At 41.6% G+C, this 13,050-nt stretch carries 19 protein-coding genes; 3 read left to right on the top strand and 16 right to left on the bottom strand.

What is annotated here, in order from left to right; all coding sequences use genetic code 11:
- Positions 1–103 precede the first annotated feature (103 nt).
- Both nfo and HER31_RS18915 read left to right on the top strand, forming a co-directional pair.
- On the top strand, positions 104–949 hold the full coding sequence (gene nfo / locus HER31_RS11910; protein WP_168660792.1) for a deoxyribonuclease IV: 846 nt from the start codon (positions 104–106) through the stop codon (positions 947–949).
- Between the two features lie 265 nt (positions 950–1,214).
- Complete coding sequence (locus HER31_RS18915; RefSeq protein WP_275060700.1) at positions 1,215–1,346, top strand: hypothetical protein; 132 nt, start codon at positions 1,215–1,217, stop codon at positions 1,344–1,346.
- A gap of 178 nt (positions 1,347–1,524) precedes the next feature.
- Here the strand turns inward: HER31_RS18915 and HER31_RS11915 are convergent, their stop codons facing one another.
- From HER31_RS11915 to HER31_RS11990, 16 genes are all read right to left on the bottom strand, one after another.
- Positions 1,525–2,034, bottom strand: a complete 510-nt coding sequence (locus HER31_RS11915; RefSeq protein ID WP_168660793.1) for a lipocalin family protein — start codon at positions 2,032–2,034, stop codon at positions 1,525–1,527.
- Between the two features lie 35 nt (positions 2,035–2,069).
- The gene (locus tag HER31_RS11920; RefSeq protein WP_168660794.1) at positions 2,070–2,612 is read right to left on the bottom strand and encodes a GNAT family N-acetyltransferase; all 543 of its coding nucleotides are present in this window, start codon (positions 2,610–2,612) and stop codon (positions 2,070–2,072) included.
- Positions 2,613–2,653: 41 nt separating this feature from the next.
- Positions 2,654–3,067: a hypothetical protein gene (locus tag HER31_RS11925; protein WP_168660795.1), complete on the bottom strand. Its 414-nt coding sequence runs from the start codon at positions 3,065–3,067 to the stop codon at positions 2,654–2,656.
- A 143-nt stretch (positions 3,068–3,210) separates the two neighbouring features.
- A complete protein-coding gene (locus tag HER31_RS11930) occupies positions 3,211–3,777 on the bottom strand; it encodes a dihydrofolate reductase family protein (protein WP_168660796.1) in 567 nt (188 codons plus the stop codon).
- Positions 3,778–4,133: 356 nt separating this feature from the next.
- Positions 4,134–4,547 (bottom strand): VOC family protein, encoded by a 414-nt coding sequence (locus tag HER31_RS11935; protein WP_168660797.1) that lies wholly within the window; start codon positions 4,545–4,547, stop codon positions 4,134–4,136.
- A gap of 126 nt (positions 4,548–4,673) precedes the next feature.
- A complete protein-coding gene (locus HER31_RS11940; RefSeq protein WP_168660798.1) occupies positions 4,674–5,060 on the bottom strand; it encodes a hypothetical protein in 387 nt (128 codons plus the stop codon).
- A 101-nt stretch (positions 5,061–5,161) separates the two neighbouring features.
- On the bottom strand, positions 5,162–5,527 hold the full coding sequence (locus HER31_RS11945) for a DUF4345 family protein (RefSeq protein ID WP_168660799.1): 366 nt from the start codon (positions 5,525–5,527) through the stop codon (positions 5,162–5,164).
- Positions 5,528–6,077: 550 nt separating this feature from the next.
- Positions 6,078–6,404: a YggL 50S ribosome-binding family protein gene (locus HER31_RS11950; RefSeq protein ID WP_168660800.1), complete on the bottom strand. Its 327-nt coding sequence runs from the start codon at positions 6,402–6,404 to the stop codon at positions 6,078–6,080.
- Between the two features lie 109 nt (positions 6,405–6,513).
- A complete protein-coding gene (locus HER31_RS11955; RefSeq protein WP_168660801.1) occupies positions 6,514–7,005 on the bottom strand; it encodes a hypothetical protein in 492 nt (163 codons plus the stop codon).
- A gap of 112 nt (positions 7,006–7,117) precedes the next feature.
- On the bottom strand, positions 7,118–8,194 hold the full coding sequence (locus HER31_RS11960; RefSeq protein ID WP_202983555.1) for an LPO_1073/Vpar_1526 family protein: 1,077 nt from the start codon (positions 8,192–8,194) through the stop codon (positions 7,118–7,120).
- A complete protein-coding gene (locus HER31_RS11965; RefSeq protein ID WP_168660802.1) occupies positions 8,166–8,363 on the bottom strand; it encodes a hypothetical protein in 198 nt (65 codons plus the stop codon). Before HER31_RS11965 ends, HER31_RS11960 begins: the two co-directional genes overlap by 29 nt.
- A 123-nt stretch (positions 8,364–8,486) precedes the next feature.
- A complete protein-coding gene (locus tag HER31_RS11970; RefSeq protein ID WP_168660803.1) occupies positions 8,487–8,936 on the bottom strand; it encodes a hypothetical protein in 450 nt (149 codons plus the stop codon).
- A gap of 120 nt (positions 8,937–9,056) precedes the next feature.
- Positions 9,057–9,251, bottom strand: coding sequence for a hypothetical protein (locus HER31_RS11975; RefSeq protein WP_136861861.1), 195 nt, complete (start codon positions 9,249–9,251; stop codon positions 9,057–9,059).
- A 171-nt stretch (positions 9,252–9,422) separates the two neighbouring features.
- Positions 9,423–10,394: a hypothetical protein gene (locus tag HER31_RS11980; protein WP_168660804.1), complete on the bottom strand. Its 972-nt coding sequence runs from the start codon at positions 10,392–10,394 to the stop codon at positions 9,423–9,425.
- Positions 10,395–10,512: 118 nt separating this feature from the next.
- On the bottom strand, positions 10,513–10,971 hold the full coding sequence (locus tag HER31_RS11985) for a hypothetical protein (RefSeq protein WP_168660805.1): 459 nt from the start codon (positions 10,969–10,971) through the stop codon (positions 10,513–10,515).
- A 113-nt stretch (positions 10,972–11,084) separates the two neighbouring features.
- The gene (locus HER31_RS11990; RefSeq protein ID WP_168660806.1) at positions 11,085–11,477 is read right to left on the bottom strand and encodes a hypothetical protein; all 393 of its coding nucleotides are present in this window, start codon (positions 11,475–11,477) and stop codon (positions 11,085–11,087) included.
- A 237-nt stretch (positions 11,478–11,714) separates the two neighbouring features.
- Here HER31_RS11990 and HER31_RS11995 point away from each other — a divergent pair, with 237 nt between their 5' ends.
- Positions 11,715–12,677: an integron integrase gene (locus HER31_RS11995; protein ID WP_168660807.1), complete on the top strand. Its 963-nt coding sequence runs from the start codon at positions 11,715–11,717 to the stop codon at positions 12,675–12,677.
- Positions 12,678–13,050 lie beyond the last annotated feature (373 nt).

The following is a 13,050-nucleotide window of genomic DNA, read 5'->3' on the forward strand; positions in this document are numbered from 1 at the left end:
ACCACCTAACGAGTGAAAAAAACGATTGGGTTAGGATACCCATTCCGCTTGCCCGATAAAACCAGCATCAGTAGCATGGCCGCCATATTTGGAAGGAGAACCCATGCGATACATTGGAGCCCACGTTAGTGCCAGTGGCGGCGTCGAAAACGCCCCAGTTAATGCCCATAAACTCGGCGCTAACGCCTTTGCCCTGTTCACTAAGAATCAGCGCCGTTGGCAAGCGAAACCTTTAACTGAAGAAAACATCAATAACTTCAAGCAGCGTTGCGCCCAATACGGCTTTGCCCCAGAGCAGATTCTACCTCACGACAGCTACCTAATTAACTTAGGCCATCCTGAAGCAGAGCCGTTACAGCGTTCTCGCGATGCCTTTATCGATGAGATGCAGCGTTGTGAACAGCTTGGGTTAACGCTGCTTAATTTTCACCCTGGCAGCCATCTTAAAAAGATCTCCGAACAAGATTGTTTAGCGCGTATTGCCGAATCGATAAACCTCGCCTTAGATGCCACTGTTGGGGTGACCGCAGTAATTGAAAACACCGCTGGTCAAGGCAGCAACCTCGGCCACCGTTTCGAACATCTCGCTGCGATTATCGACCAAGTTGAAGATAAAACACGGGTTGGTGTTTGCCTCGATACCTGCCATACCTTCGCTGCAGGCTACGACCTATCCAGCTTTGAAGCCGCTGCAGAGACCTTTGCCCAATTCGACCATATTGTTGGTTTTAACTACCTCAAAGCGATGCACTTAAACGGCAGCAAGTCGGTGCTTGGCAGCAGGGTCGACCGCCACCATAGCCTCAATCAAGGTGAGATTGGCACCGAGTTATTTCAATTCCTGATGACCCACCCTGCCACCATCGGCATTCCAATGGTTTTGGAAACCATCGACGACACCATCTGGGCCGAAGAGATAAACTGGTTACGAGGCTTGCAACAAGCCTAATAGCAACGCGCAACGGTGTTTACCACACCGTTGCCACAGGCCAGTGGCAACGTCAGCGTTACTCTGTTAACCCACCAGCATCACAACATTACAGTCGGCCGCGAGATCTTTATCACAAACACCATGCGTAGCTGAGAAAATAGCCAAGATATGTTTTATAAATAGCCACTTAAGGGAAAGCACCAACATAGGGAACCCATTTAACCCCGACCATTGAAGCGTCGGCACCGGTGGCACGGCAGCCCAAAGCGTACAGAGAATAACCATGATTATTCGACCAGTAGACGGCAAGCACATCGTCACCGTAAAGGGCATCACCGTATCCTGCGCTACCTTTCGCGACGCACTGCGCGCCGGTTGGTTTATAGCCTTAGGTAGCCACAGCACTAAGCGCTAACAACACAGCGGTGTTTGCAAGCAGCTCGAGCCAATAAAAATGGCTTTTGTCGCACCAACCCACGTTGGGCACCTTAAGCTAAAATTTAGCTATAACAGCACATTAAGGTTAGGCAGAGCGTTTACTACAGTGGAGTGAAGCGCAAACGTTAGCTGCGGTTGGCTCATGGCTAACACGTTTATTTATGTTCGACGTATATTAATTGCGTTATGTCGAAACCACGCTTCTTGGCTAATAGCTCAAACTTAGCTTTCACTTGGTTATCTACACTTGGCGTACGCGACAACAACCAAAGATAATCAGTATTCGGACCCGACACGAACGCATATTGGTCGTTTTTAAGTTCAAAAATAACGTATGAACCATAAAACGGGCCAAAGAACGAAACCTTCAAGTAGCCCTCATCTTCATTGTTGACGAAGTAGGCTTTACCCTCTGCTTGCTTCCACTCGTTTGTCTTTGCCAAGTAACCACGGTTAATAACCGCAACGCCGCCATCAGCGCGTAAGGCATATTCCGCAGTAACATCTTGCAGGCCACGTTCAAATGAATGATCTAAACGAGCGATTTCATACCACTTTCCTAAATATTCATTAAGCTGAAAATCTGCAACGGGCTGAACCCCTTGAGGCATACCTAAACAACCGGCTAGCGACAGGAAAGATAGTAATAGCAGTAATTTTCTCATGGCTCATCCCGTACTAATAGTAACTGATGTAATTGTTATGCGGTTGCTTGTTCAGTGCGCAACATTGCGTATTGATACTCGTCGCCCCATGCCCCTTTAAAGAAAATATTTTGTCGAAAATGGGCTTCGCGTCGAAAGCCAAGGCTCTCGAGTAAACGATAAGAAGCAACATTTTGAGCATCGGTTGTGGCTACAACCCTATGCTTATTAAGTGTATTAAACAGGTAACCAAGCAAAGCTACAGCGGCCTCTTTTGCTACATGCTTTTGCTGGTTTGCAGGTGCGATGGTAAAGCCGATTTCAACCTGCTCATCGTCGATGAAATGCACCGCTAAATCCCCTAGCAATATATCGCTTTCACAGTCAGCTATCGCAAGCTGATACCATGCGCCAACAACACCAAAATTTTGGTAGTCCATTTTCTCAAATAACGACAATGCATCAGCATAATTGAAGTCAGACCAACTTTGGTATTTGGCCACTTCCGGCTGAGAGCGATAGTGAGTGAAGAGTTCTAAATCCGCCGCTGTAAAAGCGCGTATGGTAAACCGATGAGTCTTCAAGCTGGGGGTTAACATAAAGCTTCCTGTGTTCTAATAATGCAGCAAGAAGGTATGCCCTATGCCTCGTCCTTCTTACTTGTTTTGTTAGCGTTTTTTAGCTCGAACCCTCTAACAATCACATATGCGATAAGAGCAAATATAAAGACTACTAAATACATCCATGCAATGCACTGTAGTGTTTCAATAATGGTGCGATAGATTTCGATAGTCCAACGCTCCAGCGTTAACTCTAGAATCTGTGTGTCTTTGTGCCGTGCGGTAATGTAACGTTCTAAATCATATATGCGCACACCACCAGAGATACCAACCACATAGGTTGCGAAGATAATGTACTTCTGCCATGCGGCGCTAATAGTATCCTGTATTATCCGGCCAAATATATCAGCTAGTGGATTTCTAAATATATAAACCACCATAAATGACACAGTAACCGATAACGCAAACGTTACAAAAAGTAGTGTAAAAAACATGTTCTATCCTTAGAAAGTGAACGCTTTGTTTACAAGCATTAGGCTCAAAGCAGACTCAATTGGGCACGAATGCTGTTAAAATTACAGTTAGCCAAACAGTGAATTAGCGCGAAAGCAACTGTTATTTAGCTTACCAAAATAGTTTATCCAAAGTATTTAACCTCATACTTCTCCTGAATAAAATGATTCGGAAAAGCAGTAGCTTCGGAATTTACCAGCTTAATACTTGCGCCTAACTCACCAAAAAGCGGAATACCTTTACCTAAGATAATTGGTGCTCTGGTAATTGTTATTTCGTTAATTAGATGAAGATTAATAAACGCCGTAATCGTTGAACCGCCATCAATGTAAGCATGTTCATAGCCACTATCTTCAAGTCTATTTATTAGCTCGATAATATCGCCAGAATACATCTCAACTTTACCACGTAAATTTTCAGGTGGTTCATTCACTGAGTTACTAAGCACATAAATTTTGGTTTCGCCATAAGGCCATTGCGCTGGAGTTAAATTAAAACTAGAAATAACATCCATGCATTTCCGCCCCATAATCATACAGTCCACCGAGTCAATAAAGTCATTAAACCCCATGTCAGGATTGTTACTCATATCTGCTTCTCGATTTCCAGCGCTATGCAGCCAGTCAACGCTACCTTCAGCTGTTGCTATATATCCATCTGCGCTTGTAGCGATATAAACAGAACATTTCATAGTTTAATTTAACTCCAAATTTGACACTTTTTATAGGCTGTGTGCCAATTAAGTGTTGTTCTTTCCGGTGCAGTTAAAGCACTGGTTAGGCGAGTCGCGATACAAAGGATAAGCACTTCCGCTATTGTTCTTCTGCCGCATTGGAGCAGTTCAGCGAAGCGTTTTGGACTGCGACCTAAGGCAAGAACGATTGCAAAGGGAGGGGCAAAGCTCGCCCCTAATGCATACAAGAATGTACCGTCGCCCCAGCAGCATCCTCGCCTAAAAGCACCGAAATCGGTGAAGCCGCTGATACACTTGCATGAAGCTAAATCAGCAGCCGTTGCAGACAGCCTAAACACCTTGCTATGGGCCTGTTAACTGGTTGCATTAGTTAATTGAAGTAGATCCCACTTAGTACCGTAAAGATCTTGAAACACCACTACCGTGCCGTACTCTTCCACTCGCGGCTCTTCGTTAAATACAACACCATTTGCCTTCATCAACTGGTAGTCTCGCCAGAAATCATTGGTCTGTAAAAATAGGAACACTCGCCCGCCGGCCTGGTTACCAATAGCACTAAACTGCTCCGCTGTGCTCGCTTGAGCAAGAAGTAAGTTGGTGCCATTTGAGTTAGGCGGGGCAATCTGAACCCAACGTTTCCCAGCCCCTAAGTCTGTATTTTCAACCAGCGTAAATTGAAGTTTTTGAGTATAAAAGGCAATCGCATCATCGTAGTCTTCAACAACTAGAGCTACATTGCCAATTTGCTGCTGAACTGATTTAAACATACTAACCTCATACGCATTCAAAGCGCCGATTGTTGGTTGTTTTTACTCTTACTAAAGGCAGGTGGCTGCTCATTGCCAAGCGATAATTCAATAGCCTAAGTAGGCAACACAGAAGCACTGACCGGCCTACTTTAATGGGGTACTAGAGCAGCTTATCGCTTTAAGTAACCAACCCAGAAACAACGCCATAAAAATAGCAAAAAAGTCAATTAGATAGCCTTGGCCATTAGAGAAGTCCCCAAAAGGAAAAGAAAGTGCTAACGGAGCAATATATGGGATAACACTGCTATCACTAACGCTGCGAATACTTTGAGAAACAAAGAAAAACAAAGAGATAGCTATTGCAATCCGGCTCTTAACACAGGATCCGTATGCTCCATATGCAGGAATCAGCACATAAAGAACAAAATAAATTAGCGTACTTTTAATGCTATTAAAGCCTGAGACCGTAATTAACGCCAAACCGATTAACGAGAATAACGCCTGAATAAATACCGCAATTTTATATTTCACCTTACCACTAATGTCCACATTAACGGGAAAATAATATGCCAGCTAAAATTAGCGACACAACAATAAAAGCCAACTGTTATTTGTCCTGCTTTAACGACTTGTTATGTGCGTTGATTTGCATACCAAAGTCCGAAACCGATAATCATAACTAGCTCAACAACTACCCACATCCATTGTCTTTGTGATGAACCATCAAGAGCAATACCAGCTAGGCGTGAAATTAAAGCTCCTAATGTTAATGTCATCCCTAATGCGGCAACAGTAAATAAGTATGGCTTAATTTGATGATGGAACATGAGTAAGATACCTAAACCAATTAAAAAGCCCCAGCGAACTCTTCTTTCAATTGCAAGAAATGTATCTTCTGGAATTGGTTTACTACTCACCTTCTCAGGATTATAGGTAAGAATAATTCCCGCCAACATAAGTATAAAGCCAACTACTTGTAATAATATTTTATGCTCCATTCATTCCTCTAAATGCACATAACGCCCCAATAAGCGGTGAGTAATAGCTAGCTAAAAAGGGTCAACTTCAAGCCCTGCTTGAACAGCTTGTTAGTTTTTATTTGCTTCAAATGTGTAGCGAAGCGAAACCGAGAAAACCGTTAGCAGTCCCGCTTTAAACTCTTATTAAGTGACGGTTTTTTAAGTGCTATTTCTCTTAAAATAGGCGGTAAATACACAATACAATATTAAGTAGCCTGGAATATAAAATAGACTGCTAATAACCACACCTTGCATTGGATTAAAACCTGCTAAGTAAGCAGATAAAGACAGGCAGCTAATTGTACAAAAAGTAACTACCAAAAGAATGGTGTGTTTTAAGCGGTTTTCATTTCTTAATATTTTGATCAAATCAACAAGGCTCACAACAATTGGAGCTAAGATGAAAATTGATAATATCTCGGTACCCATTAGTCACCTAACGCTCCACTTAGCGGGAGCAGACTGCCCGGCTAAACTTTGCGAGGCACGAGCAGAGCCGGGCTGGCTGAAATCTGCCTACAGTGCCTTGTTATATGCCGTAATTAGCATCAACCAATTTTCCAACAACCACATTTGAAATGATTGGCTTTGAAGTTAACCACTTCTCAATAAACTGCCGGTCATCATCAGTCGCCGAGCCATAACGCTGAGCGGAACATACGAATGCACTAAATTCTTTAAAGCCACCGCCACCGACGATAAGTCCATTATCTTCGATCACATCGACAAACTCGCCTACGAATTTGTCGATATCTTTCTCCGCGACATCTATAACAAAAGAGAGCTCAAATCCAAATATTGCGAACTCATCAAGATACAACTTCTTGCGCAATCTGCGACTTCTTGACTTTGCCATGATACTCCTCTGGCATATAACGCTCCACTTAGCGGGAGCAGACTGCCCGGCTATACTTCGCGAGGCACGAGCGCAACCGGGCTGGCTGAAATCCGCCTACAGTGCCTTGTTATATTTCACTACACTCCGTTACTTCTGCATTTTTTAGAGCTTCTGTGTTGGCGGCACCATAGTTGAAGCCGCATTCGTTACTGCCACAGACGTATCCAAAGGCATGGGTAACCTCCCCGTACTCACTAACCGCAGCTACACTTCGACCATCAACGAAGTAAATCTTTGTCTCATCTTTACCTGATGGAACTAGAAGGGGAAGTGGCACTACACCGACAAATGCTCCGACTCCAGACCAACTTAAGCCGTCATGGTATGAATACACCGTGCAATTACCCTTTTCTGCCACTGAATCAGGATCTCCCCACAGCTCTACAACCTGCTCAGTTGTGTACGTTTCAGCTTCTTTGACACTAAACCCAAGTTTTCCTCGTTGATCATTCAGTGAGAAATCCGTTTTCTTCGCTTCAAGGGTGCCAAATGAACCAACCGCAAGTCCTACACATCCAGTTAAAGTCGATAATAGTGCCATAGCTAACAATATACGCATGAGCTCTCCGTGAAATATAACGCCCCATTAACGGGCAAAAATAGTGGGCTAAAATTAGCGAGGAACGAGCAAAAGCCAACTGTTTTTTGTCCTTTTAAACGACTTGTTAGAATTAATTTATCCAGATAGATAAATCCATTGTGTCGCCTATTTTTCTTCTATAGTTCGCATGCGCAATTGCGATACCAACACTGGTTAATTCAAATTTATTGAAAGGAGACTTCCCCCAAACATCAAACACTTCTTGCAACTCTGGGATTTCCCGTATGACTATATCTTTTATCTCATTAGCTGGTTTAGTAGAAGATTCAAAAAGAGCTTTAAGTTTTTTCTTAGCTTCTGTATTTAGACCGTTCTTATTCGCAACGGTTTCAAGCACATCTTCATCAAAAACCCCGATCTGTAACTTATCTTTATCATGAAAGCATTGAATGACTAAACCTTGTAAATTTAATCCTTCACCAACTTTTTCGAGGAGCTCTTCTTCGGTAAAGCCTTTAGAAAAAAACACTTTATAAGCTCTTCTCAATCGATCTTCGAGATTCCCATAGTTACCAGCTCGTACATGGCCACACCCTAAATACTCTGCATGCGTGTAATCAGAATTTTTCTCTGATAGATTTTCAATAAAAGGAACTACCCTTTTATTGAAATGAGCGATTAAACCATCATAGTTTTTTACATCTAGTCTTCGTGTACAGATCAACAAAAAATTAAGTGTTAAAGTATCAAATTGTTCTAAAGTCAGCTTTGGTGCTATTCCCAAAGATTCATCTAATACTATTTGAACCATATTTCTTGTAGGGGCTGCCGCTCTGTCCACCAATATATCAACCAATAAATCGCCTAGATCTTCATCGCCACTAATTGCATACTGTTTTTGAACAGTGAAGAGTGCATCTTGTAACGCAGGGGTCTCAAATTCATTTATTGACTCAGGAGAACGCTCATTTAATTGAGAAATAACTTTATCCGTAACTTCTTCTGCTCGCTCTTGGGCGATCTGAGCTGCTTCTTGCTTAAGTTCAATGAAATTGGACTTAAATACGTCATTAGCAATTTCTTTGGCATCAGAGTATGAAATTCCCTGATTTACTATGACTTGCTGCCCTTGAAGGTTAGTGGAGTTGTCACCTGCGTCCTGCTTTTGGCTGGATTTATTAATCATTCTTTTGAGTAAACTCAACATTTCCACCTGCTTGTATATTTGTAGAGTTATTACCTGACTTTTGTTTTTGTGTTATACCTGAAGCCTTATTTCGCTTAAAAAAAGCAATAAGACCACCAAATAAAGCAATGCCTGCACCACTAAACACCCATTTATAATGTTCTACTATTAATTGCCAAAAGTTTTCCAAATTTTAATCCTTACACCGAACTATGAGGTACGCAGTAATTCTAACGCTTTGCTAAGCGGATAAAAATGGTTGGCTATAATCGCGTAGCGATGGCCAACTGTTTTTATTCCGTTTAAGCTCTTGTTATGTGTTGTTAATCGTTTTATCAACGAATTTTGAAAAATCTGAATAGTAAATGGTATCTAATTGCAGTATTTCCCATGCACTACGGAAAGCAGTTTTGGATAAGGCAAACTGAATTCCTGACTCCCATTCTTTCCAAGTGTTTTTATGTATGTGTTTTTGGAGATATAGGTGATATTCCTCACTACACAGGTCAAAATAAGCTCGCATGTAGCGTAAAGTTTTCTCTTTAGTATTTTTATCTAAATCGTCAAACGAAAACTCTGTTTCATTTATGTTCTCAGGAAGGTTTAAGCAAATATCTTGATAGCGTTTGGTATAGTCCATAAACACTATTAATTTTTGCTGTTTGTTAAAACTATGAATGGTATATAGCAAGCCAAAAGCAGTCATACAAACTGCAACTTTTTCAACTGTCAACCAACACCAAAAGTCCAATATAAAACTCAAAGTCTATTTCCTAAGTATTGAAACACATAACGCTCCACTCAGCGGGAGCAACTTGGCTGGCTACAATCTGCGAGGCACGAGCAAGAGCCAGCCTGGTTGAAATCCGCCTGCAGTGCCTTGTTAACTTGAAGCACTATTATTTTGTTTCTGAAGTTCGGCTTCTAACCTAGCTACTCGCTCTTCTAAAACCTCAATTCGCTTGTCGGCTCCCTTGAGTTCCCTTACGTCTTCAATGAGCTGCCGAGGATCTACAAAATAGTTCATTACTAACATTAAGATCCCAAAGGCGATCATGAACGATACTAATTCCCACATATCCTAAATTCCCTATATGAATCTTCGCTTCAATATAACGCTTGAGCTATGCGGCCGCGCGACACAGCCGGCATCAACCGCCGGCATGCAGTATGCGGTCCGCATAAGTGACTTGTTAGGTTTATTCACAGCAAGTTAGAGTCTAGTTTATTAAATAATTAAAAACCTGATTCATTTAACATGTACATATAATCCAGTACCATTCTCGCTCTGCGTTCTCTCCAACGATAGGCCGAACTCCTTAAACATACGATCAATAACTTTTACTATCTCATCGAATGCATCGTAGCTTTCAATCAACCCTTGCTCATATGACTCTGTAACAATTTTAAAACTAGTTCCTAATTGATGAAGCGTATCCGACAGCTGACTTTCTTTGAGACTCTTAGTGATTTTGGGAAAGCAATTTTCTAAGTCGAAACCAAGTGCATCAACATACCCAAAAGCATATGCATACGCGTTTAATATAAGCTTAATTCTTTTCTTAACAGCTAAGTACATTTCATTCAGTGGAATTAAGCGGTGCTGATACTTACGAATTAAAGATTCGATTTCTTTTGGAACTTCCTTGATTATAGTATCCAATTGTTCAAGGAATAGTTCGACTGTTTCATCAGGAGCTGACGATGCTGATTTCAAATTAGCCAGATATTCTGACCAAGATCTTGTGGCTGACATTAATAGAGCATCATCATAATCATCAATTAAACGAGATGCGTCTAATTGTGCCAAAACATTCTTCTCATGAACATGGATCAACTCATGATGAATTCGATGTAAAACAACAGATATGTTGTCTTCTCTAATTTCACATCGACCATCACTATTGAACCACTCATAGAAAAAATCAATGCCAAGCACAAGCGTAAACTCTTCACGAGCACCTTTCATTACTAATTGTGCTATAGCTATCGCTTGTTTAGATTCGGTAAATGAAGAAGGTGATATATGACCGTATTCCTCGGTCACTTTCTTTAGCGCACTTGCAAAATCGAAAGAGATCAATACCCTCTTTAAACTTGTTAAATCAAGTTGATGTTGCTTATGTAAAGCTTGAATAGCATTCATCACGCTATTACCTAAAGAATTTGCATCTGTTTCATTAGAAAAGCTTTCAAGCGAAATAGTAAGATCTGGTTCCATTGCACTCCCCTAAAAACCTAACGCCTTGCTAAGAGGCGCAAAATTGTTGGCTAAAATTAGCGACGAAGGAGCGCAAGCCAACTGTTTTGCGTCCTTTTGAGCAACTTGTTATAAGCACCTACTCAATACTTGAAAGGTAGTTAGCTAAAACACTACTCGGAGAACCTTGGTGAAGACTAAACTCGTAACTCTTAGCCACCACCTCTAAAGTGGTGTCGTGAAAACTCCACACTAAGTGCATTAAATCCCTAAAGATTTCATCTGAGTGGCATGGGTGAACACTATTTTGCTTGCAAAGCTCTTGAACCCAAGTTGAATTCAGAATTTTAAAGGTCCCATATGGCTCTAATCCGTTTTCACTTAACGGATGCCCATGAAACGCTTCATCGTTTGGCGCGCCAAATTTATAAGAGTGAAAGCCATTGAATTTAACAAGCCCAATAGCTTCAAGCTCAAAGCTTTCTGATTGTTCCTGCATGTAATACGCAACGAAGATATTATGTTCATCACTTAATATTACAGGGCAAGGAGCTCCTACACTTGACTGCTTTTCCTTTAACTCGACAACTTGATTCATACTCAATACTTTATGTGCTTATAACGCCTCGTTAAGAGGCAAATAATATGTTGGCTAAAATAAGCGACGCAGGAGCAAAAGCCAACTGTTATTTGTCCTGCTTTAACGACTTGTTATAAGGTATTTGAATTACACCCTAAAAGTAAATCTTTTAATTTAAACTCAACACCTTTAGGTAACGAACTATAGAACTCACAATATTTATCAGAAAGCCCAATATCAGAAATAGAATAAGCAATTAAGTGCAAAACAGGCTTAGTTAATTGAGGATCATTAACGACCGAAATAAAAGCTTGTTGATTTTTCAATCCCCATTTGACAAAAATGGAGTAAGTTTCACTTCCTGGGCCTTCGCCATAATAATCGGTCAAAAAGAGGATAATTTCTGAATTGGACTTTTCTTCAGAGAAGAAATCCTTTGCTCGCTTATTTGCTTCACAAATAGAGTCACACTCACAGCCTGAAAGGAAAACTAGAAGCAGTAAAATAGAAAAACGAGACGCCAAACTATAGATACCTTATAACAGCTTATTATGATGCCTGAGGCTTTGTAACACACAATGCCTCAGGCTTAGTTTGTAAAAATCCCCAAAAACTCAACATTTATTATTTACCTTTAAATTCAATACCTTAACCCAAATCAACTGCAAGCTTACACAGTTTCTGTGCGTGATACGATGCCCGCGCTTGTAGAAAACATGCCTATCATCTTTACTGTATATAAAAACAGTACAGGAGTTATCATGGCTTCACCTTACTTACAACACATTGCCGAACAGATGAGGTTACGTCGCTATCGCGAGCAAACCATTAAAACCTACCTTCATTGGATTAAGCGATTCATCCTCTTTCATCGCAAAAGTCACCCCAAAAATCTTGGTAGTACCGAGGTTGAGTTATTCTTGTCGCACTTGGCCAGTGACCGGCGGTGCTCACCAAGCACACAAGCGATTGCACTTAACGCATTGGTGTTTTTATACAAAGAGCTGATTGGTAACCCGCTCTCATTAACGATGTCTTTTCAACAATCCCAGTCGCAACGTGCGTTACCTACCGTATTAACCCAAGCCGAGATAAGAACATTGTTTCAGCACCTACCACACCCCCATTTGTTATTGGCCCAACTGATGTACGGCTCAGGGCTTCGTAAAAATGAGGCGTTACGCCTAAGATGCCAAGATATCGATATTGACCACTTATCCCTCAACATTTGGAATGCCAAAGGCGGTAAGCACCGCCGAGTTACCTTGGCAGCAGAGTTGGCGGTACCACTTAAACAGCAAGTTGTGGTGGTTCATCAGTTACTGCACAGCGACAGCAATAACCCGCACTACCAAGGTGCTAAGCTACCCAATGCCCTAGCCCAAAAGTACCTTAATGCCCCCTATGAACTAGGATGGCAGTTTCTGTTTCCGTCAACGCGGTTGAGCCAAGATCCTGACAATGACAAACTGCGCCGCCACCACTTAGATGCCACCGCATTTCAAAAGGCGTTACTCAAAGCCAAACGTGCAGCTGGAATCCCCAAACGCGTTACCAGCCACACCTTACGCCATTCATTTGCCACTCATTTATTACAGCGCGGAACGGACATACGCACAATTCAAGCGCAACTTGGCCACAATGATATTCGCACAACACAGATCTATACCCATGTAATTAATGTCGGTGCTAATGGAGTAAGAAGCCCATTATCTGAGCTGTAAGTTAGTAATTACAAACGTGTGAGCGTAGGCAATTAAGGGAAATCTTATTTTATTGAATATATTTCAGCATCGCTACGCCATAACACTCTTTACAAGTGCAACGGTATTAGCGCTAATTAACATAGCACTTTACTGTTAGATAAATAAGCGCCCTAATTTCATTAACTATCCCCCAAAGGATATTGGCTTGGCTCAGCGGTTGGTGTCTGTAACGATTTTCTATTTGAGCGGTAGTGATGGTGCCACTCTATAACAAATGGGCTTTACTGCATTAATTACTACCGATGCATTGCTGTATGCCGCTGATGGATATTGCCATCATTGCTACCATAACCACTGCAACCATCAAGCAGCCAGAGACTGGCTTAAAGAG

Origin of the sequence: Ferrimonas lipolytica, assembly GCF_012295575.1 — a bacterium.
GTDB classification, from domain to species: domain Bacteria; phylum Pseudomonadota; class Gammaproteobacteria; order Enterobacterales; family Shewanellaceae; genus Ferrimonas; species Ferrimonas lipolytica.